Here is a 22,167-nt window from a genome sequence, read left to right as displayed (position 1 = left end):
CGATAAGGCGAATCGTCGAAATTAACTATTCCACGAACATCTTGGCCACCCGGTCCAGTGATGACCGCCGAAGGTCTGATCGCAATATATCCCGTTATTCATCACACATATCGGAGCGTGCATTCCCATGCGTCTCGTCGACAACTGGCGGGCGGTGCTCAAGCACGCCTGGACGGTGCGGATCGCCATCTTTGCAGCGCTGCTCAACGGCATCGCGGTCACCGTCGCCATCATCACCGGTGCGATGCCGTTCCCTCCGATCTGGCTGGCGATCGTCAACGGCGTGCTGACCGCGGCGGTGCCGATCGTGCGCCTCATTCCACAAAAACCGATCTCAGGAGATCCTGATGCCGATGAATAAGATCCGGCCGACCGGCCGGGCTGGGAAGGCTATTGCGGCCGTTCTGGCGATGGTGGCCGTCACCATCGGTGGCGTGCGTTACATCAACGGCACACCGGATGACGTCGTGCTGGCCTCGGACTATCTCGTCAACCCGTGGGAAGGCGAAGTGCTGAAGGCCTATCTCGATCGCGTCGCGGATCCACCGATCTGGACCATCTGCGCCGGCGACACTCAGAACGTGAAGCCCGGCATGGTCGAGACGCCAGCCGGCTGCAAGGCCAGGCTGGAGCGACGGATGACGAAGGAATTTCGCCCGGCGCTGGTGAAATGCATTCCCGGCTTCAACGGCAAGCCGATCTCGTGGCGCGCCATGATGGACAGCCTAGCTTGGAACATCGGTTCCCGGGCGGCGTGCAATTCGCGGGCTGCCGCCTTCGGTGCCGCCGGCAAGTACCATGAGAGCTGCATCGCCGCGACAGCGTTCAACAAGGCTGGCGGCCGGGTCATCATCGGCCTGGTGAAGCGCCGGGAGATGGGCGACGCCAGCCGAATCGGGGAGGCCGAGCTCTGCGTCTCGGGGCTGGACTGATGGCGGCGCGCGGCGTTCTCAGAACCGTCGAAGGCGGTCGGCTGATGTTCTGGTGCCCAGGCTGCGACGAAGCTCACGTCGTCGGCCCGAGCTGGACCTTCAACGGCGACTACGATCGACCAACCTTCCAACCGTCGGTCTTGGTGACCGGCGTCCAGAAGCTCACCGAAGACGAGTACGAACGCGTCATGGCGGGCGAGAAGATCGAGCCGCGCCCGCTGAGGTGCCACTCCTTCGTCACGGACGGCCAGATCCAGTTTCTGTCGGACTGCACACATGCGCTTGCCGGGCAGACCGTCGCGCTGCACGTCTTCGACGAGGAGGCCGAGTGATGGAAGGCCTTTCCAGTGTCGTGACCGCTTGGCTGCGCGAGGCGTGGCGCCGCTCATGGCCCTACGCACTCATCCTGGCCGTGATGCTGCTTATTTGGATGGTGCGCTGATGATCGCCCTCCTCGCCCCGCTGCTGGCTCCCCTCGCCCCGGTTCTCGTCATCCTTGGCCCGATCTGGCAGTTCGCGACCTCACGCGTCGGGCTTCCCATCGTCGTCGCCGGCGCCGTCATCCTCTTCTACGAGGGCGTCCCACTCGGCCCGGTGCGCGACATCCCCTATGTCGGGCCCGCGCTGTCCGGCATCGTCGATGGCCGCGTCGATCGAGAATACGCGGCAGGGCAGCTCAACGAGCGCCTCGTCTGGCAGGAGAAGCAGTGGCGCGCCGAGATCGCCAACGCCGCCAAGGTGAAGGCCCAGCAAGTCGACATCGACGCCGCGGCGCAGCAGCTCGCCGACAACAAGCGCGCCGACACGCTCCGCATCGCCGATCTCGAGGACCGCATCAGGCAACAGAAGGACGAAGACAATGATCCGAAAGCGGCTGGTGACGCTCCTGGCGCTTGCAAACCTCGCCACGGCATTCCTGCAAGGCTGTCAGTCGGCATCGACGCCGTGGGCCGGTGATCCGCTGAAACCGCACGTCGATCCCAGTGTGATGAGCGAGTGTGGCGACCTCGTCGATGTCCCTCACCGCTTCGTCCCGGCCGACGAGGCAAGTCGCCTTTGGGCGCAGGATCGATCCAATTTCGGTGACTGCCGACGGCTCAACCATGCCAAGGGCGCCACGATCAGGGCGCTCGTGAAATAGCAGCAGTGCATGAAAGGGTGACGGGGCAGAAATGGCGGAAGAAAGCATGGACGTTCAGATTGTGCGCCTCGAGGAGAGGCTGAAATCGATCGAGGGAATGCTGACAGCGATAGCCGACGAACAGAAAGCGGCCTCGGAAGGGCGCCGGCGCGGGTATGAAGCCCAGGAACGCGCGGAACGCGAGATGATCGGCATCAATTTCCGCCTCAGTGCCGTTGAGAAGTCCGTCGAAGCGATCCGGCCGACGACGGCGGAACTGGAGAAGGTGCGTGATCGCGTCGTGTTCGCCGGCTCTCTGGGTCGGGTGCTGTGGGGTGTCGGCAAAGCGCTGATCTCTGCGGCCGCTGGCGCCGCCGCGGTCTACTATTCGATGACCGGCAGGCCGCCGCCCTGACGGTTTTCCACAGCCACGACCTCGATCGGTAAAAGTCGATCGATCCGATTAATCTCCCGGTCAGCAGCGGCCTCGCACGATCGCCCCGTTGCCTAGAGAGGCGAATCGGTAGCTGCACCGCTTTGCCTCGCCCATCCCGTCGCTGCCCCGCTGGCTTCGCGCCGGCGGGGCTTTTTTGCTTGTTGCGCCGTCAATCCGGGATATCGACCGGCGGTTTGTAGGCGGTGACCACCCTGACCCTGTCGGCGTTAACGGTCACCGGGACGCCAAGATCGATTGTCACCCTGCCCTCATCGATATGGGTGACATCGCCGGTCAACTCAACCGGCTGGCCCCGCTTCACCTTCGAAGTTCGGTCGACGATCGAATGCGGGAAGCCGTAGGTCGGGATCGAGACGCTGACACGGTCTTCGGTGACGCGCCGACGCACCGTCGCGGTGATCGCGACCTCGTCGCCGACCTTGATGCCCCTTGCCATCTCCCGATTCTGGCGCGCTGTTGGCGGCCGTCAAGCCGCTGCTTATATGCGCTTGATGTTCAGGCTGCCCGAGATCACCTACCCTCTGACGATCGACACCATCGGCAAGATGCTGGCGTTGGGTCACGAAATGACGGCGCATTGCCTCAACATCGGGTGCGGTCAGCACAGCCGCGTCAACCTGATCGCGCTAGGCCACCGCGTCGGCTTCGAGCACTCCTGCCTGGAGCAGGATCTGCGGCGCCACTTCTATTGCCCGAAATGTCGCGCCGCCGGGCGCGACGACAAGCGCGTCGGCTTCACCCACCATACCCAGACGGATCCATATTCGGAGTGGCCGCGCGAGCGTGAGACCGCCCGGAGGCGGGTCGGCCGGCGGTGAGCCGTTTTCACGGCTGGACACTTTTCCAAAAAACCTAATGATTACGTGGGAAGCAAAAGTGTCCAGAGATTCGGCAAGCCTCTGATTTCGCTCACTTCATGCAGTCCGCCTCTGGGCACCATCCCCTCTTGGTCCGTTCCGGACACATAGGTTACCATGTGATGGTGTCAACGCCGGAGACTCCCTTCGGCGGCGTCAACGAATAGGGCTAGGGGTCGGAGTCCGGGATCAAGGGGTTGGACGCCTGTCTGCGGACCAAATTTGTCGCGGAGATGTAGGGGCGCTGCGCGACGGATGATCGGTGACGCAGCGCCTTGGGTTTGACCCTGAGCGCGGCTGGTTCGGGTCGGATGCGGACATGCAGTTTCTGCTCACGAATCTTCAAGCGTGGACGACACGCTTTGAAGTGCTGCGCGAGTCCCGCCGCGAGCTCCTCATATTGGGCCGGAATCTGCGTTCACGGCAGCGTCGACGGCGAGTGCCTTGTAAGGACACGCGCCCTTCGCTCGGAAGGCTGGAATGCTCGCATCGCATTGTTCAGGCCCGCGACGTCTTGCTGCCGGTCAAAAATCATCGCGGCGACCGTTTGGTGCCCAGAGGGATGAATGCTAAATCAGCAACCACCCTTGGTCCTGCGCCCAGGGGCCTGCTCGGAGCTGGAAGAGGCGAGCCTTGTCGGATTCTGTTGCCAAGACGCCGCACGGTGGCGTGATCGAGCGGGACCACTTGGCCGAATATGAGCTTTTGGCGCTGATGTTCGAGCAGGCTCCGGGCTTCATGACCCTGCTCGGCGAGCCGGGCCATGTTTTCCAATTGACCAATGCCGCCTATCAGAAGCTGATCGGCGAGCGGCCGGTGATCGGCAAATCGGTTCGGCAGGCCTTGCCGGAACTGGAGGGCCAGGAATTCTTCGAACGGCTGGACCGTGTCTACGAAACCGGCGAGCCCTATGTGGGCCGAGGCGTAAAAGTCATCTACCGCAACGCCGAATCCGGAGCGGCGGAGGAACATATCCTCGACTTCGTCTATCAGCCGATCAGGGCGAAGGACGGCCGGATCACGGGCATATTCGTGCAAGGCACGGATGTCAGCGATCTGTCTTTCGCCAACGCCTCGCTGCAATTGCGCGAGGATCATCTGCGCTCGATCCTGGCGACTGTTCCCGACGCGATGATCGTCATCGACGAGAGCGGTCTTATCCAATCCTTCAGCGCGGCGGCCGAGACCCTGTTTGGCTACAAGTCCGCCGAGGTCATCGGCCAGAACGTCAAGCTTCTGATGCCTTCGCCGTACCGGCAGGAGCACGACAACTACATGCAGCGCTACCTGACGACGGGAGAGCGCCGCATCATCGGCCTTGGCCGCACCGTCACTGGGATGCGCAAGGATGGCTCGACCTTCCCGATGGAACTCGCGGTCGGCGAGATGCACCCCGGAACGGGCCGCTTCTTCACCGGCTTCTGCCGCGATCTGACCGAGCGCCACCGAACCGAAGCCAGGATGCAGGAGCAGCAGCAGGAACTGCTGCATATGGCGCGGTTCACCGCGCTCGGCGAGATGGCCTCGACATTGGCGCATGAGATAAACCAGCCGCTGACCGCCATCACCAACTATCTCAAAGGCAGCCGGCGCCTGCTGGAGAAGAGCCAGGACGAAAATGCCGTCATCCTGCGCGAAGCCGTCGAAAAGGCGGCCGATCAAGCCTTGCGCGCCGGCGATGTCATCCGTCGGCTGCGGGATTTCGTCGCCAGGGGCGAGAGCGAGCGTCAGGTGGAACGCCTCCCGACCCTCATCGAGGACGCCTCCTCGCTCGCACTGGTCGGCGCCAGGGAAGCGGATGTGCGCGTCACATATGAGCTCGACCCGGCAGCCGAACTGGTACTCACCGACCGCATCCAGATCCAGCAGGTGTTGCTGAACCTGATGAGGAACGCAGTTGAGGCCATGCAGGGCCAGCCCCGCCGCGAGTTGCGCATCGCCACCGCGGCGCGGCACGATGGCATGGCGGAGGTCAGTGTCGTGGACACCGGCCCGGGGTTGGCCCCCGAAGTGTCCGCGCAGCTGTTCCAGCCGTTTGTCACGACCAAGAAACAGGGGATGGGCGTCGGCTTGTCCATTTGTCGCACTATCATTGAATCGCATGGCGGTCATATCTGGGCAGAGCCTGCGCTCGGCGGAGGAACCTCGTTTCGCTTCACCTTGCGTGCCGTGGAAAAGGAAGAGGTCGCCAGTGGCCGGTGATGTCGTGCATGTGGTCGACGACGATGTCGATGTTCGCAAGTCGCTGGGCTTCCTTCTGGCGACCGCGGATTTTGCCATACGCCTGCATGAATCGGCCACCGCGTTCCTGGCGGCGCAGTCCAAGGAAGTCGAAGGCTGTATCGTCACGGACGTGCGCATGCCCGGCATCGACGGCATCGAATTCCTGAGGCAATTGAGGTCCCGCGGTCTCAGGGTGCCGGTGATCGTAATGACGGGGCACGCGGACGTCGCCCTGGCTGTCCAGGCGATGAAGGAGGGTGCCGTCGATTTCATCGAAAAGCCGTTCGACGATCAGCTCCTCATCGACGCAATCCGTTCCGCCCTGGACAACCGCACGCAGGCGATCACCACACACCCGCAGTCGAGCGAGATCCGCAAGAACCTTGCCACGCTGTCGGAACGGGAGCGTCAGGTGCTCGACGGGCTCGTCTCCGGCTTGCCGAACAAAACCATCGCCTATGATCTTGGGATCAGCCCGCGCACGGTCGAAATCCATCGCGCCAACGTGATGAGCAAGATGGGCGCCGGCAGCCTGTCGCATCTTGTGCGCATGGCATTGATCGCCGACCATTGAGACCTTGGAACCGGTCCAGGTGATGCGCCACAAGCGTCAAGACAGATCTTGAAGCAGGCCCGCCTGATCCTTTTGGAGCTCCCAGTCCCGCCAGTGGGTCGGCCTGATGTCGATACGCAATCCGCTGACGGCGTGCAGCCAGCCTTCCCGGCTCTTCTCGCAGGGAAATACAAGCGCATGCAGGCCATCCTCGTCCAGAACGGCTAGTTCGAGGTTTCGGCCAAACGGAGCGCTTGCAATCGGATTCCACATCCGATCAGCGTGTGCCGAAAAGTTATCCGGCGCTTTGATTTGAATCAGTTTTGGACGGTTTGCGCCGAAAGCCTGTCCGCCGGGAAACGCTGCAGGCATCCTGCAATTTGACATAGCTCAAAGCAGCGCCCGTGCCCGGTCCGTAAGTTGCCTCCAGCCGCCGCAACCTGCGGCGCCGCTTCTTGGAACAGGAAACTTCGACATGAATTACCAGCGGTTCTTCGAAGACGCGATCGACCAGCTCCATGCGGAGCGGCGCTACCGCGTTTTCGCCGACCTCGAGCGCATGGTGGGCAAGTTCCCGCGCGCCATCTGGCGCTCAGGCGGCCGCGCCCAGGAAATCACCGTCTGGTGCTCCAACGACTATCTCGGCATGGGCCAGAACCCGGACGTGATTGCCGCCTTGCAGACCGCGGCCGGCAAGATGGGCTCGGGCGCCGGTGGCACCCGCAACATCTCCGGCACCTCCAACCCGCTGGTCGAGCTCGAGCATGAGCTGGCCGACCTGCACGACAAGGAAGCAGCGCTTGTCTTCACCTCCGGCTTCGTCTCCAACGAGGCCTCGATCTCGACCATCGCCAGGCTGTTGCCCAACTGCCTGGTGCTCTCGGACGAATTGAACCACGCCTCGATGATCGAGGGCGTGCGGCGCTCGGGCGCCGAAAAGAAGATCTTCCGCCACAACGACGTCGCGCATCTGGAAAGCCTGCTGCAGGCGGCGGGGCGCGAGCGCGCCAAGCTGATCGTCTTCGAAAGCGTCTATTCGATGGACGGCGACATCGCGCCGATCAGGCAGATCGTCGAGCTCGCCGAGCGCTACAACGCCATGACCTATATCGACGAGGTGCATGCGGTGGGCATGTACGGCGCGCGCGGCGGCGGCATCACCGAGCGCGAAGGGCTGGCCGACCGCATCGACATCATCGAGGGCACCTTGGCCAAGGCCTTCGGCACGCTGGGCGGCTACATCACCGGCGCCAGCGCCGTGATCGACGCGGTGCGCTCCTACGCGCCGGGCTTCATCTTCACCACCGCGCTGCCGCCGGCGATCGCGGCGGCCGCCACCACCTCGATCCGGCATCTGAAGCGCTCGCAGGCCGAGCGCGAGGCGCAGCAGCGCCAGGCGGCCAGGACCAAGCAGGTGCTTGCCGCGGCCGGCCTGCCGGTGATGGAATCGGCCACCCATATCGTGCCGGTGCTGGTCGGCGATCCCGAGCTTTGCAAGATGGCCAGCGACCGCCTGCTCGGCGTCCACGGCATCTACATCCAGCCGATCAACTATCCGACGGTGCCGCGCGGCACCGAGCGGCTGCGCATCACGCCGACGCCGTTCCATTCCGACGCGCTGATCGCCGAACTGCAGGATGCGCTGGTCGAGACCTGGGACGCGCTCGGCATCCCCTATGCCACCTCCGGTCGGCCGGCCGTCGCCAAGAGCGACCGCATCATTCCCCTACTGGTGCAACAGGCGGGCGGATAAAAAGCCGGCGCGGTGCGCGCATGTCGGGCGCGCCCAGCAGATCGTCAGCTGGTTCGTGGCAACCTGCCGGCAGACGCGAGCTGAGTCTCCCGCCGAGCCGGGACTCGTTTGACTCTGATCAAGGCCGCACCCGAGCGCCGCGCTAGGAATGGCGGCGAAGGAGTTTGCCATGATCAGCTTGCACGACCTCACACCGAAATTCAGGAGCATCCGCCTGCTTCTCGCTCGCGAGAAAGGTCATCCGGAAGGAGACCGGGAAGAAGGCTATGATGTGCTGGCGCCACTCACCGACGAGGGACGGCTGGATGCGGAGGAATGGAAAACGCACCGGGCCGTCTGTCGCGTCCGCCGTTTTCGCACCGGCGAAGAGGACCTCGTCGGTCGCCTGCGCCGCAAACCTGGCGGACAATGGTTTTTCGACTACGCCGAGGGCGACCGTGACGACGAGGTGGGGTTTCATCTCGGTGAGGAGCGTTTTGTGACCGGTGAATATGTCTCCATAAAACGCAATGGGGCCATGCACACCTATCAGGTCGCCCGCGTCGAACAGCCGTAGCAAATCTTGTCGAAAGCGGGTCGGAGCCAGGCGATGCCACGCCGCATACTCATTGTCATCGGCCATCCCGACCCTTCTCCCGAGCGACTCTGCCGCGCCTTGGCCGCCTCCTATGCCGAAGGCGCGGAACGGGCTGGCCATGCCGTGCGCAAGATCGACCTGGCCTTGCTGGAGTTTCCGATGCTTCGAACAATGCAGGAGTTCGAGCACGGGGCGATCCCCGACAATCTCAAGGAAGCGGCCGAGGCGGTCGTCTGGGCAGAGCATATCGTGTTTGTCTTTCCGCTTTGGCTGGGGACCGTGCCGGCCATGCTCAAGGCATTCCTGGAGCAGGTCATGCGGCCGGGCACGGCATTCGCCTACCCGCAAAAGGGTGAGGGTTTCGCCAAATCCTTGCTGCGCGGCCGCTCCGCGCGCCTGGTCGTGACGATGGGCATGCCCGCGCCGGTCTATCGGCTCTGGTTCCTCGGCCATGGGCTTGCCGGCATGCGGCGCAGCATCCTTAACTTCGTCGGCATCAAGCCGGTGCGCGAGACCTTGTTCGGCATGGTCGCGACCGCCAGCGACGCGAAACGAATTGGCTGACTCAAGCAGATCCAACGGTTGGGCGAACGCGCGATCTAGTCGCCGAGGCCCTCACGGCTGCAGGACGGCGGCGCCGCTCAGCCTGCGATCGGCAAATAGTCGAGCCCCTGGTTGCCGGCCTTGATCGCGGTCAATCGCGCAAGCGGCGCGCTCGGGCGATTTCGGCTCTGCTCTAAGTAGTTTCCCGTAGGGACATAACCGAATTTCGGCATGGCGGGATTTGGGCGACTGCTGTTGTCACGGATCAACCGGGACCCCAGCCATGTACGCTCAAGCTACCGCCAAGATCGAACTGCCGTCCTATCTCCCTCAGCAGAGCCCCTCGCCGGTATTCGAAGGGGCGGCGGTGCAGCCGGTCAGCTTTTTCCCGGCAGGCGCCGAGATCTACGCTCAAGGCGAAAAGGCGGGCGCCCTCTACCAGGTCGAATTCGGCGCGGTCCGCATCTACCGCCTACTTGCCGACGGGCGCAGACAGATCAGCGCATTCCATCTGGCGGGAGAGACATTCGGCTTCGAGGCCGACGCTACCCATCATTTCTTCGCCGAAGCGATCAACGCAACCGGCGTCCGGGTCTATCGCACTCCCTCGGGCATGGACGTGTCCCGCCAGCTCCTGCCTCTCGCCCTGAAAGGCCTGACCCGGGCGCAGGAACATCTTCTGGTGCTTGGCCGCCAGAACGCGATCGAGCGCGTCGCGGCCTTCCTGGTCGAGATGTCGGACCGTCAGGGCGGGTTGCGGCAGGTGGAACTGCCGATGTCGCGGATCGACATCGGCGACTATCTCGGCCTCACCATCGAAACCGTGTCGCGCGTCTTCACCCGCCTGAAGGAGAAGGGCGTCATCCGCCTGCTCAGCCTGCGCAGCATCGAAATCCTCAAGCGAGACACGCTGCTGGCGATGGGAGAATGAGGCCCATTGCGAGCCAATCACCGCTCCCAATCTGCCGGAAGGAACGACAATGAAAAGCACGCTTACCACGCACACCGGATTTCGTTTCGAAGTGCGCCGCGCGCGCGCCGAAGATGAACCGATCGTCGCCGAGTTCTTCACCCATGTGACACCGCAGGATCTGCGCTTCCGCTTCCTCGGATCCGTGAAGGATGTTTCGCATGAGCGGCTGGTAGCGATGACCCGCTCCGACGACCCGCACATCCATAACTTCCTCGCCTTCTCGACCGAGGGAATGCTGATCGCGGTGGCGACGCTTGCCAACGACCCGGCCGACCGGCGTGGCGAAGTCGCCATCTGCATTCGCGAGGACCGCAAGCATCTCGGCGTCAGCTGGGAGTTTCTAGGCTATATCGCACGATATGCCGACGAGCACGGTATCGAGACGATCGAGTCGATCGAGAGCCGCGAAAATCGCGCAGCGATCGAGCTCGAGCGCGATATGGGCTTCACCGTCGCGACGGACCCCGACGACCCGACGCTGGTCCTGGTTCGGCGCAAGCTCGGCGCTAAATTGCCAGGCTAAACCCTGCCCTGCCACGGCGCAGATCAGGCCGTTTCGAGGTCGAGGAGTTCCGTGGCCACCGCGCGTTCCTCGTCGGCCGGAATGACGAGAACGTCGGCGCGGGAATCCGGGGCGCTGACCAGTGCTTCACCGCCGTCGTTCAAACCGTTTTCGAGAACGACGCCCAGCCACGCGGCGGCCTCGCAGATCCTTTGCCGGATTTGCGGCGCATGCTCGCCGATGCCCGCGGTGAACACCAGCGTGTCGAGGCCTCCCAGTGCTGCGGCAAGAGAGCCGATCTCGCGCCCGACACGGTAGACGAAGAGATCGACGGCGCGGGCCGCCGCCGGCTCGCTCGAGCCAAGCAGCGTCTGCATGTCCCCGGAAATGCCGGATACGCCGAGCAGGCCGGATTGCTCGTAGAGCAATTCGGTCAATCGATCGGCCGGCAGCTTGCGGTCCTGCAGAAGATAAAGGATCACGCCAGGATCGATGGCGCCGCAACGCGTGCTCATGAGAAGACCATCGAGCGTCGAGAAGCCCATGGTGGTGGCCTGACTAACGCCAGCCTTCATCGCGCACAGGCTCGCGCCGCTGCCAAGATGGGCGACAATCGTTCGGCCGCCGGCACCGTCGCCGTAACGCTCGCGGAGCTTCGCGGCGATATGGCTGTAGGAAAGCCCGTGGAAGCCATAGGAGACGATGCCCTGCTCCGACATCTCGCGCGGCAAGCCATAGAGCCTGGCGAGTTCCGGCCGCGCCATGTGAAAGGCCGTGTCGAAGCAGCCGACCTGTCGGGCTTCGGGCAAAAGCCGACCGGCCAGGTGGACGATCTCAAGGTTGATCGCCTGATGGATCGGGGCGAGCGGCTCTAGCCGATGCAGTGCATCGAGCGCACGCTTGTCGAGCAGGGTCGCATGGGCGAATTCCTGCCCGCCATGGACGACGCGGTGCCCGACCGCGCCGATCCGGCGCAAAAGAGCGCTGTCGGCAAGATGGGACGCGACGGCTTCGAATGCCTTGGCGATATCGATCGGCCCGTCCCCCAGGCTCCTGTCGATTTCGGGCGAGAAAGCCGAAGGCGCGATGTGCAATCGCGGAGAGTGCCCGATCGACGAGACGCTGCCACGCACCGAAAGGTGAAGCTCGTCGCGCTGCTGAAACACGGCGAACTTCAGGCTCGAGGAGCCGCCGTTGAGGACGAGGATCGCGTCGGTCATGGCCGGCCGGTCCCGGCCACTTTTGCGGCGTTTGTCCGCGCAGCCCGGCGCTTCCGCATCGGCTATTGCTCCCATTTCCAGCCGAGGATCTCCGGCATGTCCTGCCCGTGCTCGCGGATATAGGCCCGGTGCTCGATCAGCTTGCCTTCCATGGCCTGTTTCAGCTGGATGTGCGCACCTGCTGGCTCGGGAATACGGTCGAGCACGCCGAGCACGAGATGGTAGCGGTCAAGCCCGTTGAGCACGGTCATGTCGAAGGGCGTCGTTGTCGTCCCTTCCTCGTTGTAGCCGCGCACGTGGATGTTGTCGTGATTGGTCCGCCGGTAGGTCAGGCGATGGATGGTCCATGGATAGCCATGGTAGGCGAAGATGACGGGCTTGTCCTTGGTGAACAGCGCATCGAACTCGCGATCCGACAGGCCGTGCGGATGGTGTTCCTTTGGCTGCAGGGTCATCAGGTCGACGATGTTGACCAGCCGGATCTTGAGGTCTGGACTATGGCGTTTCAGAATTTGGACGGCGGCCAGCGTCTCGAGCGTCGGCACGTCGCCGGCGCAGGCCATCACCACATCCGGCTCGGCGGCGCGGTCGGTCGATGCCCACTCCCATATGCCGATGCCGGCGTTGCAGTGGATCTTCGCCTCGTCGACGGACAGCCACTGCCAGGAATTGGCTTTGCCGGCGACGATGACGTTGATGCGGTTCCAAGTCCGCAGGACATGGTCGGTCACGCAAAGCAGGCTGTTGGCATCCGCCGGCAGGTAGACGCGCACGACATCCGCCTTCTTGTTCAGAGCCACGTCGATGAAGCCTGGATCCTGATGGCTGAAGCCGTTGTGCTCCTGCTGCCAGACGTGGCTGGACAACAGATAGTTCAGCGACGCGATCGGCCGCCGCCACGGCAACTTGCGGCAGGCGTCCAGCCATTTCGCATGTTGGTTGAACATGGAATCGACGATATGCGTGAAGGCCTCGTAGCAGGAGAACAGGCCGTGGCGGCCGGTAAGAAGATAGCCTTCCAGCCAGCCCTGACAGGTATGTTCGGACAGGATCTCCAGAACCCTGCCTTCGCGGCCGAGATGCACGTCCTCGGGCAGGATCTCCTCCATCCAGGCACGCTCCGTCACCTCGAAGACATCCTGCAGCCGGTTCGATGCCGTTTCGTCGGGACCGACGATGCGGAAATTTCGGGAGCTCTGGTTAAGCGCCATGACATCGCGCAGGAAGGCGCCCATGGCTCTGGTCGATTCGGCCTTCACTTGTCCCGGGCGCTCGACCGGAATCGCGTGCTCATTCAGGTCCGGCAGGTCGAGAGACCGTCGCAGCAAGCCGCCATTGGCATGCGGGTTGGCGCTCATGCGCCTGACGCCTTTCGGCGCGGTGGCTCGGATCGTGGACGAAGGCGCGCCCGCTGCATCGAAGAGTTCTTCGGGCCGGTAGCTCCTCAGCCATTCCTCGAGCATCTTGAGATGCGCAGGGTTTTCGGCGAGGCCGGAGAGCGGAACCTGATGGGCGCGCCAGAACCCCTCCGTCTTCAGCCCGTCGACCTCCTTGGGGCCTGTCCAGCCCTTCGGGCTTCGCAGTATGATCATCGGCCACTTCGGACGGGGCTGCGCGGTCTTCGCGCCGCAGCGCGCCGCCTGCTGAATCGCCCGGATGCGGTCCAGCGCATCGTCGAGCACTGTCGCCATCCGCTCATGCATCAAGACCGGATCATCACCCTCGACCAACAGCGGCTCGTAGCCATAGCCGACAAACAGCGCGCGCAGTTCTTCTTCAGGGATGCGGGCGAGAATGGTGGGATTGGCGATCTTGTAGCCGTTGAGATGGAGGATCGGCAGCACCGCGCCGTCATGGGTCGGGTTCAGGAACTTGCTGGAGTGCCAGGACGTTGCCAGCGGCCCGGTTTCCGCCTCGCCGTCGCCGACGACGCAGGCGACGATCAGATCCGGGTTGTCGAAGGCCGCGCCAAAGGCATGCGAGAGCGCGTAGCCGAGCTCGCCACCTTCGTGGATCGAGCCGGGCACATCGGGAGCGGCATGGCTTGGGATGCCGCCCGGGAAGGAAAACTGCCGGAAGAGCTTCTTCATTCCGGCCTCGTCCAGCGAGACATCCGGATTGATCTCGCTGTAGGTGCCCTCGAGGTAGGTGTTGGCGACCATGGCAGGTCCGCCGTGGCCAGGGCCGCAGACATAGATGACGTTGGCATCGCGCAGCCTGATCGCGCGGTTGAGATGCGCGTAGATGAAGCTGAGCCCCGGCGAGGTTCCCCAATGGCCGAGCAGCCTGGGCTTGACGTGCTCCAGCCGAAGCGGCTCGCGAAGCAGCGGATTGTCGAGCAGGTAGATCTGCCCGATGGTCAGGTAGTTGGCGGCACGCCAGTAGGCGTCGATGTCGCGCAGTTCCTGCGCGGACAGGCGATTGGTGCTGGAATGCTCGGTCATTTCCGACTCCTTCGCTGGTTCCAAACCGACCCGGCTGAGACACAACGCATGGACGCTGCCACCGGTTCATGACCGGTCGGTGTCAAGACCGGCGGCCATCGATCTACCCGGCGATGAACGGTCGAGCTTTGATCCATCGCAAATGCCAGGCCAGGGTGCAGGCCAGTTCCAAAACACCGGGGCAGGCTGCGGCTTCGGCCGAGGAGCAAGAGAGAGCGCCGTCTTTGCTTCAGAGCAACGAACGCGACGGAAAGGTCAGGCAGGATATCTGTTAGCAAATGCGGACAAAAAGCATGAAACGCAAATTGAACGACGACACGACGATGGACCAGATCATGCGCGAGACGCCGCCGGCGATCCGCGTCGTTCTCCAGCATGGGATGCTCTGCGTCGGCTGCCCGATCGCTTCCTTTCACACGATTTCTGAAGCCGCGCGCGAGCATGACCTTGACGAGGACCAGCTCCGCCGTGACCTGCAGGCGGCTATCGACGAGGGCGGCGCGGACTAGAACGTTTCAGCGATTCATAGAATCGCCGAACCGCTCTAAGTATCTGTTTTTACGCAATTCCGGACGAAAAACCGTTATACACTTTTCCTGGAATCGCTCTAGCTCTTTGCCGCGCGGCCTTCGGCAATGACAAGCAGCCGATGCGGCTCGACCACGACGACCCTCTGGCGTCCGCTCTTGACCAGCCCTTGGTCCTCCCAGGCCGAAAGCAGCCGGCTTACGGTGTGGAGCGTGGTGCCCGTCATTTCCGCGACGTCCTGGCGTGAGATCGGGAAGTCGATCAGAATCCCTTCCTCGGTCTTTTTCCCCGACTGCTTGATCAGCTTGAGCAACGCATGCGCGACGCGCTGCTCGACCTGCTCCGTGGACATCTCGATGACGCGCGTGTGCGCGTCCTGCAGCCTGGTTCCCACGGTCTTGTAGGTGTTGGAGCCGAAGGTTGGAAAGCTCGTCGCGAATGTGGGCCAGAGCTGGCTTGGCCAGGCAAGCACCACGCAATCGACGGCCGCGATTGCATTTGCAGGATAGGTCGTCCGGCCCAGCGCGCTGGCGATCCCCATCAACTCGCCCGGACTGATGTATCGCACGGTCACCTCCTGCCCGTCCGGGGTCGATTTCACCACGCGCACATGGCCGTCGAGCAGTAGGAAAAAGGAATGGGCCTCCTGTTCCTGCTCGAAGACCGGCTGATCCTTCGCGATCCGAACAGACCTCGCCTGCCCGACAATGCGGTCGAGATCCGCGGCGGCGATCCCCTCGAAAAGGGACAGCCCGGCAATCAGTGATCGATCAAGGCTTGCCAACCGCCTTCCTCCCCAACTTCAACGGTGCAAACGCGCTCAGTTCCCCTGACCGGACTGTGTCACGGACGACCGCCTGTCGACAAGTGAAGCCTCTGGCGCTGTCAATCACTCGCTTGTTTGCGCTGAGGCAAATTCCATCCGTCAGCGCCGGGATAAAAGAGCCCAAACGGGCAACCTGCCCGGTTTCCAATGAGGCATGTCATGGCAATTCCACGGACGCGGCCAAGCGCCTATCCGGCAATTCTCTCCTACGGGTTTCGACCCTTCTTCCTGCTTGGCTCGCTGCAAGCCGCTACCGCGATACTTTTGTGGCTGCCTCTCTATTATGGCAAGCTTGGAACCTTCAGCACATTCCTGCCCGTAGACTGGCATATCCACGAATTGCTCTTTGGTTATCTGCCGGCGGTCGTGACGGGCTTTCTGCTGACCGCAATTCCGAATTGGACCGGGCGGCTGCCGGTTCAGGATTTTCGTCTGCTGGCGCTGGTGCTGCTCTGGATCGCGGGCCGGGTGGTCGTGTTCTTTTCGGCGGAAACAGGCTGGCTCCCGACTGCTGTCATAGACTGCTCCTTGCTTCTCGCGGTCGTGGCCGCGGCCGCAACGGAAATCGTTGCCGGGCGAAACTGGCGAAACCTCAAAGTACTCCTGCCGGTCGCGACGCTCTTTGCGGCAAACGTCACGTTTCATGCGGAAGCGCATTACCAGGGCGTCTCCGACATGAGCCGGCGCCTGGGTCTCGGGGCGATTGTCGTCCTCATCATGATCATCGGCGGGCGCATAATTCCGAGCTTCACCCGCAATTGGCTGGTCCGCGAGAAGCCGGGGCGGCTCCCGGCATCGTTCGGCAGGTTCGACATCGGGACGATCGCGCTGTCCGCTGTCGGACTCGCTGCGTGGACCTTCTTCCCCGACGCCGTTGCAACCGGCGTGTTGCTGATCACCGCCGCGGTCTTCAATGCCGCCCGGCTTGGTCGCTGGGCCGGCGACCGAACGCTCTCCGATCCGTTGGTCTTGATCCTGCATGTTGCATTCGCCTTCGTGCCGCTCGGCCTGCTGCTTGCCGGACTCGCCATCTTCGCTCCAGGAGGAATCCCACCGGCTGCCGGCGTTCACGCCTTTGCAGTGGGAGCGATCGCCTGCATGACACTTGCCGTCATGACACGGGCCACCCTCGGTCACACTGGCCGCGAGTTGAAGGCAAGCGCCGGAACATGTGCGGTTTTCGTTGCGATCCTCGTTGCCGCCGTTCTGCGCGTGGCCGCCGCAATCGCGCCGGCCGAGGCAATTCTCCTCCACATGTCGGCGGCGTTCTGGATTACCGCTTTCGCCGGCTATGCGGTGCTGTTTGGCGGGTTTCTCACGCGCCCCCGCCTGCGCGCACGTGCCGCCAATCCTTCCTAAAGAACGGGCGGGCGCAGCCGCTCATTTTCGTCGGGCAATTTGCGCCAGCGCAAATCGCCAGCTGGTGCGGCGATCTACAAGGACGCAACGGTTGATGCCGTGGTGAAACAAAGAAAGGAACTCTCCAATGAAACTGCCCCTGATTGCCGCGGCTGTCGCCCTGCTCTCAATTGCCGGCGCTGCAAATGCCGAAGAACATGTTGTCCAGATGCTGAACAAGGGCGAGAAAGGCGCGATGGTCTTTCAGCCCGACTTCGTCCGGGCCGCACCCGGCGACACCATCAAGTTCGTGCCGACCGACAAGAGCCACAATGCAGAGATCATCAAGGGAATGATCCCGGATGGCGCTCAAGCCTTCAAAGGCAAGCCGAGCGAGGAGATCACGGTCGCCCTTACCAAAGAGGGCGTCTACGGAGTGAAGTGCACGCCCCACTACGGCATGGGCATGGTGGCCCTGATCGTCGTCGGCAAGCCTGTCAACCTGGAAGCGGCGGAAGCCGTCAAGCAGATCGGCAAGGCAAAGCCTGTCTTTGCCGAGCTGTTCGCCGAAGCGACCAAGACCGCTTCGAACTGATCAGGCAGCTTGTGAGACTGCCTCCGGCGATGGCGAGCCGGAAGCAATGGCCGGACAGACCTGGGGAGAGGTCTGATCCGGCCATTTTCATTTTGCGATTTGGCCACCGCCACAATCATTATCTCGCGACGCGGGTGCTTTCGGAAAATCCCTGCCGAAGTCAAAATTCAATGATTCTGATTTGCGCAAACGCAAAGACGCTCCGCGCAAAGATATTATCCTGGTTTCATCGAGACGTTGAAGTCTAGGAGATGAAAATGCTAACGAGACGTGAAGCATTGCTCGGTTCTGTTCTTACCGCCGCCGCCGTTGCCACCATCGGCTCGGCACCGGTGATAGCGGCCGCGAAGGACGTGGCCGGACTGCCGCGCGAAAAGGTGACCCTGATCGCGCCGCCTTTCGTGCACGCTCACGAACAGGCGGCCAAGGACGGCCCCAAGGTGGTCGAGTTCACCATGAAGATCGAAGAAAAGCCGATGGTCATCGATGCCGACGGCACGCAGCTCAACGCCATGACCTACAACGGCTCCATCCCGGGTCCCCTGATGGTCGTGCATGAAGGCGACTATCTCGAGCTGACGCTCGTCAATCCCGATACCAACACGCTCGCTCACAACATCGACTTCCATGCGGCGACCGGCGCGCTGGGCGGCGGCGGGCTGACGCTGGTCAATCCGGGCGAGCAGGTGACGCTGCGCTTCAAGGCGACCCGGCCGGGGACGTTCGTCTACCACTGCGCGCCCGGCGGAGCGATGATCCCCTGGCATGTCGTGTCGGGGATGAGCGGCGCGGTGATGGTGCTGCCGCGTGACGGCCTGAAGGACGAGAAGGGCAAGCCCGTCCGCTATGACCGCATCTTCTATATCGGCGAGAACGACTTCTACATCCCGCGCGACGAGCAGGGAAAGTTCAAGAAGTACGATTCTGCCGGCGACAATTACGACGACACCGTGAAGGTGATGCGCGGCCTGATCCCGACCCATGTCGTGTTCAACGGCAAGGCAGGATCGCTGACCGGCGAGAACGCCATGAAGGCGAAGGTCGGCGAAACGATCCTGATCGTCCATTCCCAGGCCAACCGCGACACCCGCCCGCATCTGATCGGTGGCCATGGCGATTTCGTCTGGGAAGGCGGCAAGTTCGCGAACCCGCCCGCCAAGGACATGGAGACCTGGTTCATCCGCGGCGGATCGGCGGGTGCGGCGCTCTATAGGTTCCGGCAGCCGGGGATCTACGCCTACGTCAATCACAATCTGATCGAAGCAGTCGAGCTCGGCGCGACCGCGCATTTCATGGTCGACGGAAGCTGGGACGACGATCTGATGATGCAGATCGAAGCTCCCAAGGCAATCGCTTCGTAGGCGGGGAGGCGGATCGCATTGCAACCCGCCGACGGTGTCGACGGGTTGCCTCGGCGGTCGGGGTTTTCGGCATGTCCTTCGATCCTGTCTTCACATTTGGAGCCGTCGGTGCTGCCGTCCTCATCGGACTAGGCGTCAGCCATGCGCTGGATGGTATGTCCTTGCGCGCTGGAAACTCATCTGTGGTGAGCGAGTTGGTGACGCTGCCACCCGGCTCATTCGACCACGCCCAGCCCGGCGAATTCCTCAGGGACAACCATCCCGCGCCGGCACCTATAGTGAGGGAAACGATCGACACGCCGCTGGAAATCATGAAGTTCCAGGTGACCGCATCGGACTACGACCGTTGCGTCTCTGATGGCGCCTGCAAGCCCGCCGACTCGCGCCTTGCCGGCAACGTTCCGGCGACGGGCGTCAGCTTCCTCGATGCGCAGGCCTATGCGAGCTGGCTGTCGGCGAAGACAGGTGAAGCGTGGCGGCTGCCGACCGATGTGGAATGGGCTTACGCCGCGGGTGAGCGATTTCGGGCCGACATAGAAGGCGGCGAAGGCGATCCGGCCGATCCTGCCAAGCGATGGCTCACGCAGTACCGCAACGAGACCGCGCTCGGTCGCAAACCAGATCCGGAACCGAGAGCATGCGGGTCGTTTGGCCTCAACTCAAAGGGTGTTGCGGATATTGCCGGCAATGTCTGGGAGTGGACCTCGACCTGCTATGCGCACGCGACGATGTCCGGCGGCGGCGTCGCCAGCTCGATCGGCAATTGCGGCGTGCATGTTGTGGAGGGTTTCCACAGGACCTACATGTCGAACTTCATCCGCGACGGCAAAAGCGGCGGTTGCGCGGTCGGCACGCCGCCCGACAATCTTGGCTTCCGCCTCGTCCACGACCGCGGTGGCTTCCTGCAGGCCGCGCTTCGTCGCCTGGGCCTGACCTGATCGCCTAGACAACAAGGAATATGAATGATCTCGAAGTCAGTCTTGCCTGATAGGATTCGTCCTGCCGCCGAACAGCCCCTGATCCGCCCTGGCGTCGATCGGACATCGATCGGGGTGCTGGTCCGCAAATTCTATTCCAGGGTGAGAAAAGATGAGCGCCTCGGCCCCATTTTCGCTCGCGAGATCACCGGTGATTGGGATCCTCACCTGGAGAAGATGACGGACTTCTGGTGCTCCGTCATACTGAAAAGCGGCGTCTATCAGGGACGGCCGGTGCCGGCGCATTTGAAGCTCGAGGACCTCACCGAAGCCGACTTCGAGATCTGGCTGGCGCTCTTTCGCGAGACAGCGGCGGAGCTGTTCGCGCCGGAAACCGCGGCGGTGTTCGTCGAGCGGGCGGAACGAATAGCAGCGAGCCTGAAGCTCGCCATGTTCTTTCGCCTCGACCGTGCCGCGCCCGCGGGCGGCCGATAAGGCGCGCCTTCAGAACAGCCAATCGGCAGGTTTGATCTTGCGCAAGGAATACGGTTCTTCGGGCCGTAGTGTCCCGGGATGATCCTCAATCTTTTCGTCGGCACGATCGTCATCAGCCTGACGGTCCTGATCCACACTTTCGGCCTTATCGCCGTCACGCATGCGATGACACGCCTTGTGGCGCTCTTCCGCATGCACGGCCGCCGCAGCCGGGTCCTCGCCATGATCACGGTCGTGATGGGCCTGTTTGCGGTCATGACGGCGGAGGTCTGGCTATGGGCGGGAATGTACACGCTGCTCGGAGTTCTTAACGACTTCGAGACCGCGCTTTACTTTTCGACCATCACTTTTTCGACGGTCGGCTACGGAGACGTGGTGCCCGCCCATCGGTGGCGCGTGCTGGCGGCTCTGGAAGGCGTCAACGGGTTCCTGCTGATCGGCTGGTCGACCGCTTACCTGATCGCCGCCGGCACCCGGGTCGGCCCGTTCCGGGTCGGCGAACACTTCTGATCCCCGGCTTCGGGTGGTCGCTCAGACCGCTGCCGAATGCCTGGCGGTTCCGCTCCTGAGGTATTTGTCGAATTTCGCCGCCACCGTCCTGACCAGCGGGCGGCTTGCCTCCGGCACGACGAAGTTTTCGGCTTCGAGCCGCAGAAGCCGGCCAGCATCGCCGATTGCGAGCCGGCTCGCCTCGCAGAGTATCCTTTGGCCGACATTCCCAAAACGTTCGACAAGCTCTATCGCCGAGAACGCGAAGTTGCACATCAGACGCTCGATGACCCAGCCCCGCGCCTGATCGTCAACACTGAACTCGATGCCGCGCGCTATCGCCAACTGTCCGGAATTGACGGCCCGCTCATACTCGCCGGTGGCAACGATGTTCTGGGCGTAGCCCTGGCGGTACCGACTGATCGAGGACGGGCCAAGACCGATCAAGGTCTCGCACTGGTCCTCGGTGTAGCCCTGGAAATTGCGGCGGATCTTGCCAGCGCGCGCAGCGACCGCCAGGGCATCCTGCGGCTTTGCGAAATGATCCAAACCCAAGGCCTCATAGCCGGCGCCGACAATCGTTCGCGCGGCAAGCTGCGATTGCGCCAGGCGTGCGGTGGAGTCGGGCAGCCAGGCCTCATCGATCATCGTTTGGTGCTTCTTGAACCATGGCACATGCGCATAGCCAAAAATCGCAAGCCTGTCCGGCGCCAGCGTCAGCGCCTGGCCGACAGTCGCCGCAACGCTCTCGCAGGTCTGATGCGGCAAGCCATAGAGGAGGTCCAGGTTGACGGAAGCGACGCCCCGCGCGCGCACCGCATCGACGATGCTTTTGGTCAGCGCGAAACTCTGCTCGCGATTGATCGCCTTCTGAACCTTGGGATCGAAGTCCTGGACGCCGAGGCTCGCTCTCGTCATGCCGATCGCGGCGAAGGCATCGAGCCGGCCCTCGTCCATGTCGTTGGGGTCGATTTCGACGCTGAGACTGGCATTGTCGAGGACGTCGAATCGATCCCGCAACGCTTTTCCAAGCAAGAGGATGTCGTCGGGCTTCAGCATTGTCGGGGAACCGCCGCCGAAATGAATGGCGCGGACCCTGCCCCGGCCGCTCAGCAGCCCGCCGACCGTTTCGATTTCCCTGTGCAGCGAGCGCAGGAAGGCGGCCACGGGCGCGTAGTGCCGGGTCTGCTTGGTATGGCAGGCGCAGAACCAGCACAGCCTGTCGCAATAGGGGATGTGCAGGTACAGCGATATCTCGTCATCGCCCTCCAACGCATCGATCCAACCGCGAACCGTTACCGCGTCGACGCCCGGGTGAAAGTGCGGCGCCGTCGGATAGCTCGTATAGCGAGGCACGCTATCACCAAGGCCTGCGCTGGGCGTTGGGCGCGTTTCGCGGATGGTGGCGGTTGCGTTGCTCATGGCAAGCAAACTGCCGAAACTACCCCGGCCAAGCCTTGATTT

General features: G+C 63.1%; 26 protein-coding genes. 20 read left to right on the top strand and 6 right to left on the bottom strand.

The window, feature by feature from the left end; translation table 11 throughout:
* Positions 1-127: 127 nt before the first annotated feature.
* The 5 genes from EN874_RS19420 to EN874_RS19400 all read left to right on the top strand — a co-directional run bounded on the left by EN874_RS19420 (position 128) and on the right by EN874_RS19400 (position 2,467).
* Positions 128-361, top strand: coding sequence for a hypothetical protein (locus EN874_RS19420; RefSeq protein WP_127426673.1), 234 nt, complete (start codon positions 128-130; stop codon positions 359-361).
* Complete coding sequence (locus tag EN874_RS19415) at positions 348-932, top strand: lysozyme (protein ID WP_127426674.1); 585 nt, start codon at positions 348-350, stop codon at positions 930-932. The genes EN874_RS19420 and EN874_RS19415 overlap by 14 nt, the downstream gene beginning before the upstream one ends.
* Positions 932-1,264 carry a DUF6527 family protein gene (locus tag EN874_RS19410; RefSeq protein WP_127426675.1) on the top strand — a complete coding sequence of 111 codons (333 nt, stop codon included), beginning with the start codon at positions 932-934 and terminating at the stop codon, positions 1,262-1,264. The genes EN874_RS19415 and EN874_RS19410 overlap by 1 nt, the downstream gene beginning before the upstream one ends.
* Positions 1,265-1,373: 109 nt before the next feature.
* Entirely contained in the window at positions 1,374-1,889 is a 516-nt protein-coding gene (locus tag EN874_RS19405; protein WP_127426676.1) for a hypothetical protein, read from the top strand.
* A 230-nt stretch (positions 1,890-2,119) separates the two neighbouring features.
* Complete coding sequence (locus tag EN874_RS19400; protein ID WP_245513804.1) at positions 2,120-2,467, top strand: hypothetical protein; 348 nt, start codon at positions 2,120-2,122, stop codon at positions 2,465-2,467.
* Positions 2,468-2,657: 190 nt separating this feature from the next.
* Here EN874_RS19400 and EN874_RS19395 read toward each other — a convergent pair whose 3' ends face one another.
* Positions 2,658-2,945, bottom strand: a complete 288-nt coding sequence (locus EN874_RS19395; protein ID WP_127426678.1) for a hypothetical protein — start codon at positions 2,943-2,945, stop codon at positions 2,658-2,660.
* Between the two features lie 46 nt (positions 2,946-2,991).
* Here EN874_RS19395 and EN874_RS19390 point away from each other — a divergent pair, with 46 nt between their 5' ends.
* The 3 genes from EN874_RS19390 to fixJ all read left to right on the top strand — a co-directional run bounded on the left by EN874_RS19390 (position 2,992) and on the right by fixJ (position 6,163).
* Complete coding sequence (locus tag EN874_RS19390; protein ID WP_127426679.1) at positions 2,992-3,327, top strand: hypothetical protein; 336 nt, start codon at positions 2,992-2,994, stop codon at positions 3,325-3,327.
* 753 nt (positions 3,328-4,080) lie between these two features.
* Entirely contained in the window at positions 4,081-5,568 is a 1,488-nt protein-coding gene (locus EN874_RS19385; RefSeq protein WP_127426752.1) for a PAS domain-containing sensor histidine kinase, read from the top strand.
* Positions 5,558-6,163: a response regulator FixJ gene (fixJ, locus tag EN874_RS19380; RefSeq protein ID WP_126085865.1), complete on the top strand. Its 606-nt coding sequence runs from the start codon at positions 5,558-5,560 to the stop codon at positions 6,161-6,163. Before EN874_RS19385 ends, fixJ begins: the two co-directional genes overlap by 11 nt.
* 36 nt (positions 6,164-6,199) lie before the next feature.
* Here the strand turns inward: fixJ and EN874_RS19375 are convergent, their stop codons facing one another.
* A complete protein-coding gene (locus EN874_RS19375) occupies positions 6,200-6,514 on the bottom strand; it encodes a hypothetical protein (RefSeq protein WP_348631755.1) in 315 nt (104 codons plus the stop codon).
* Positions 6,515-6,617: 103 nt separating this feature from the next.
* Here EN874_RS19375 and hemA point away from each other — a divergent pair, with 103 nt between their 5' ends.
* The 5 genes from hemA to EN874_RS19350 all read left to right on the top strand — a co-directional run bounded on the left by hemA (position 6,618) and on the right by EN874_RS19350 (position 10,511).
* Entirely contained in the window at positions 6,618-7,895 is a 1,278-nt protein-coding gene (hemA, locus tag EN874_RS19370) for a 5-aminolevulinate synthase (RefSeq protein ID WP_127426680.1), read from the top strand.
* A gap of 169 nt (positions 7,896-8,064) precedes the next feature.
* Entirely contained in the window at positions 8,065-8,451 is a 387-nt protein-coding gene (locus tag EN874_RS19365) for a hypothetical protein (RefSeq protein ID WP_127426681.1), read from the top strand.
* A 33-nt stretch (positions 8,452-8,484) separates the two neighbouring features.
* On the top strand, positions 8,485-9,036 hold the full coding sequence (locus tag EN874_RS19360; protein ID WP_127426682.1) for an NAD(P)H-dependent oxidoreductase: 552 nt from the start codon (positions 8,485-8,487) through the stop codon (positions 9,034-9,036).
* 262 nt (positions 9,037-9,298) lie between these two features.
* Positions 9,299-9,946 (top strand): helix-turn-helix domain-containing protein, encoded by a 648-nt coding sequence (locus EN874_RS19355; RefSeq protein ID WP_127426683.1) that lies wholly within the window; start codon positions 9,299-9,301, stop codon positions 9,944-9,946.
* Positions 9,947-9,995: 49 nt separating this feature from the next.
* Positions 9,996-10,511 (top strand): GNAT family N-acetyltransferase, encoded by a 516-nt coding sequence (locus EN874_RS19350; RefSeq protein WP_127426684.1) that lies wholly within the window; start codon positions 9,996-9,998, stop codon positions 10,509-10,511.
* Positions 10,512-10,534: 23 nt separating this feature from the next.
* On the opposite strand, the gene EN874_RS19345 is transcribed toward EN874_RS19350, so the two are convergent.
* Positions 10,535-11,710: an acetate/propionate family kinase gene (locus tag EN874_RS19345; protein ID WP_127426685.1), complete on the bottom strand. Its 1,176-nt coding sequence runs from the start codon at positions 11,708-11,710 to the stop codon at positions 10,535-10,537.
* Between the two features lie 62 nt (positions 11,711-11,772).
* A complete protein-coding gene (locus EN874_RS19340; protein ID WP_127426686.1) occupies positions 11,773-14,154 on the bottom strand; it encodes a phosphoketolase family protein in 2,382 nt (793 codons plus the stop codon).
* A gap of 293 nt (positions 14,155-14,447) precedes the next feature.
* Here EN874_RS19340 and EN874_RS19335 point away from each other — a divergent pair, with 293 nt between their 5' ends.
* Positions 14,448-14,663: a DUF1858 domain-containing protein gene (locus tag EN874_RS19335; RefSeq protein WP_127426687.1), complete on the top strand. Its 216-nt coding sequence runs from the start codon at positions 14,448-14,450 to the stop codon at positions 14,661-14,663.
* A 98-nt stretch (positions 14,664-14,761) separates the two neighbouring features.
* On the opposite strand, the gene EN874_RS19330 is transcribed toward EN874_RS19335, so the two are convergent.
* The gene (locus EN874_RS19330) at positions 14,762-15,466 is read right to left on the bottom strand and encodes a Crp/Fnr family transcriptional regulator (RefSeq protein WP_127426688.1); all 705 of its coding nucleotides are present in this window, start codon (positions 15,464-15,466) and stop codon (positions 14,762-14,764) included.
* A 201-nt stretch (positions 15,467-15,667) separates the two neighbouring features.
* Here EN874_RS19330 and EN874_RS19325 point away from each other — a divergent pair, with 201 nt between their 5' ends.
* The 6 genes from EN874_RS19325 (at position 15,668) to EN874_RS19300 (ending at position 20,724) form a co-directional block, all read left to right on the top strand.
* Positions 15,668-16,867 (top strand): NnrS family protein, encoded by a 1,200-nt coding sequence (locus EN874_RS19325; RefSeq protein ID WP_127426689.1) that lies wholly within the window; start codon positions 15,668-15,670, stop codon positions 16,865-16,867.
* Positions 16,868-16,994: 127 nt separating this feature from the next.
* Positions 16,995-17,441, top strand: a complete 447-nt coding sequence (locus tag EN874_RS19320; RefSeq protein WP_127426690.1) for a pseudoazurin — start codon at positions 16,995-16,997, stop codon at positions 17,439-17,441.
* 257 nt (positions 17,442-17,698) lie between these two features.
* Entirely contained in the window at positions 17,699-18,802 is a 1,104-nt protein-coding gene (gene nirK, locus EN874_RS19315; protein WP_127426691.1) for a copper-containing nitrite reductase, read from the top strand.
* A 71-nt stretch (positions 18,803-18,873) separates the two neighbouring features.
* A complete protein-coding gene (locus EN874_RS19310) occupies positions 18,874-19,740 on the top strand; it encodes an SUMF1/EgtB/PvdO family nonheme iron enzyme (protein WP_127426692.1) in 867 nt (288 codons plus the stop codon).
* A 216-nt stretch (positions 19,741-19,956) separates the two neighbouring features.
* The gene (locus EN874_RS34935; RefSeq protein ID WP_348631754.1) at positions 19,957-20,214 is read left to right on the top strand and encodes a group III truncated hemoglobin; all 258 of its coding nucleotides are present in this window, start codon (positions 19,957-19,959) and stop codon (positions 20,212-20,214) included.
* Between the two features lie 78 nt (positions 20,215-20,292).
* Positions 20,293-20,724, top strand: a complete 432-nt coding sequence (locus EN874_RS19300) for a potassium channel family protein (RefSeq protein ID WP_126085879.1) — start codon at positions 20,293-20,295, stop codon at positions 20,722-20,724.
* 21 nt (positions 20,725-20,745) lie between these two features.
* On the opposite strand, the gene hemN is transcribed toward EN874_RS19300, so the two are convergent.
* Positions 20,746-22,125, bottom strand: coding sequence for an oxygen-independent coproporphyrinogen III oxidase (hemN, locus tag EN874_RS19295; protein ID WP_127426694.1), 1,380 nt, complete (start codon positions 22,123-22,125; stop codon positions 20,746-20,748).
* Positions 22,126-22,167: the final 42 nt, after the last annotated feature.

The sequence above is a fragment of the Mesorhizobium sp. M1D.F.Ca.ET.231.01.1.1 genome, assembly GCF_003999155.2.
Taxonomy (GTDB): domain Bacteria; phylum Pseudomonadota; class Alphaproteobacteria; order Rhizobiales; family Rhizobiaceae; genus Mesorhizobium.
Note: the sequence above shows the minus strand (reverse complement) of the source record. Positions and strands in the feature narration are given on the sequence as shown.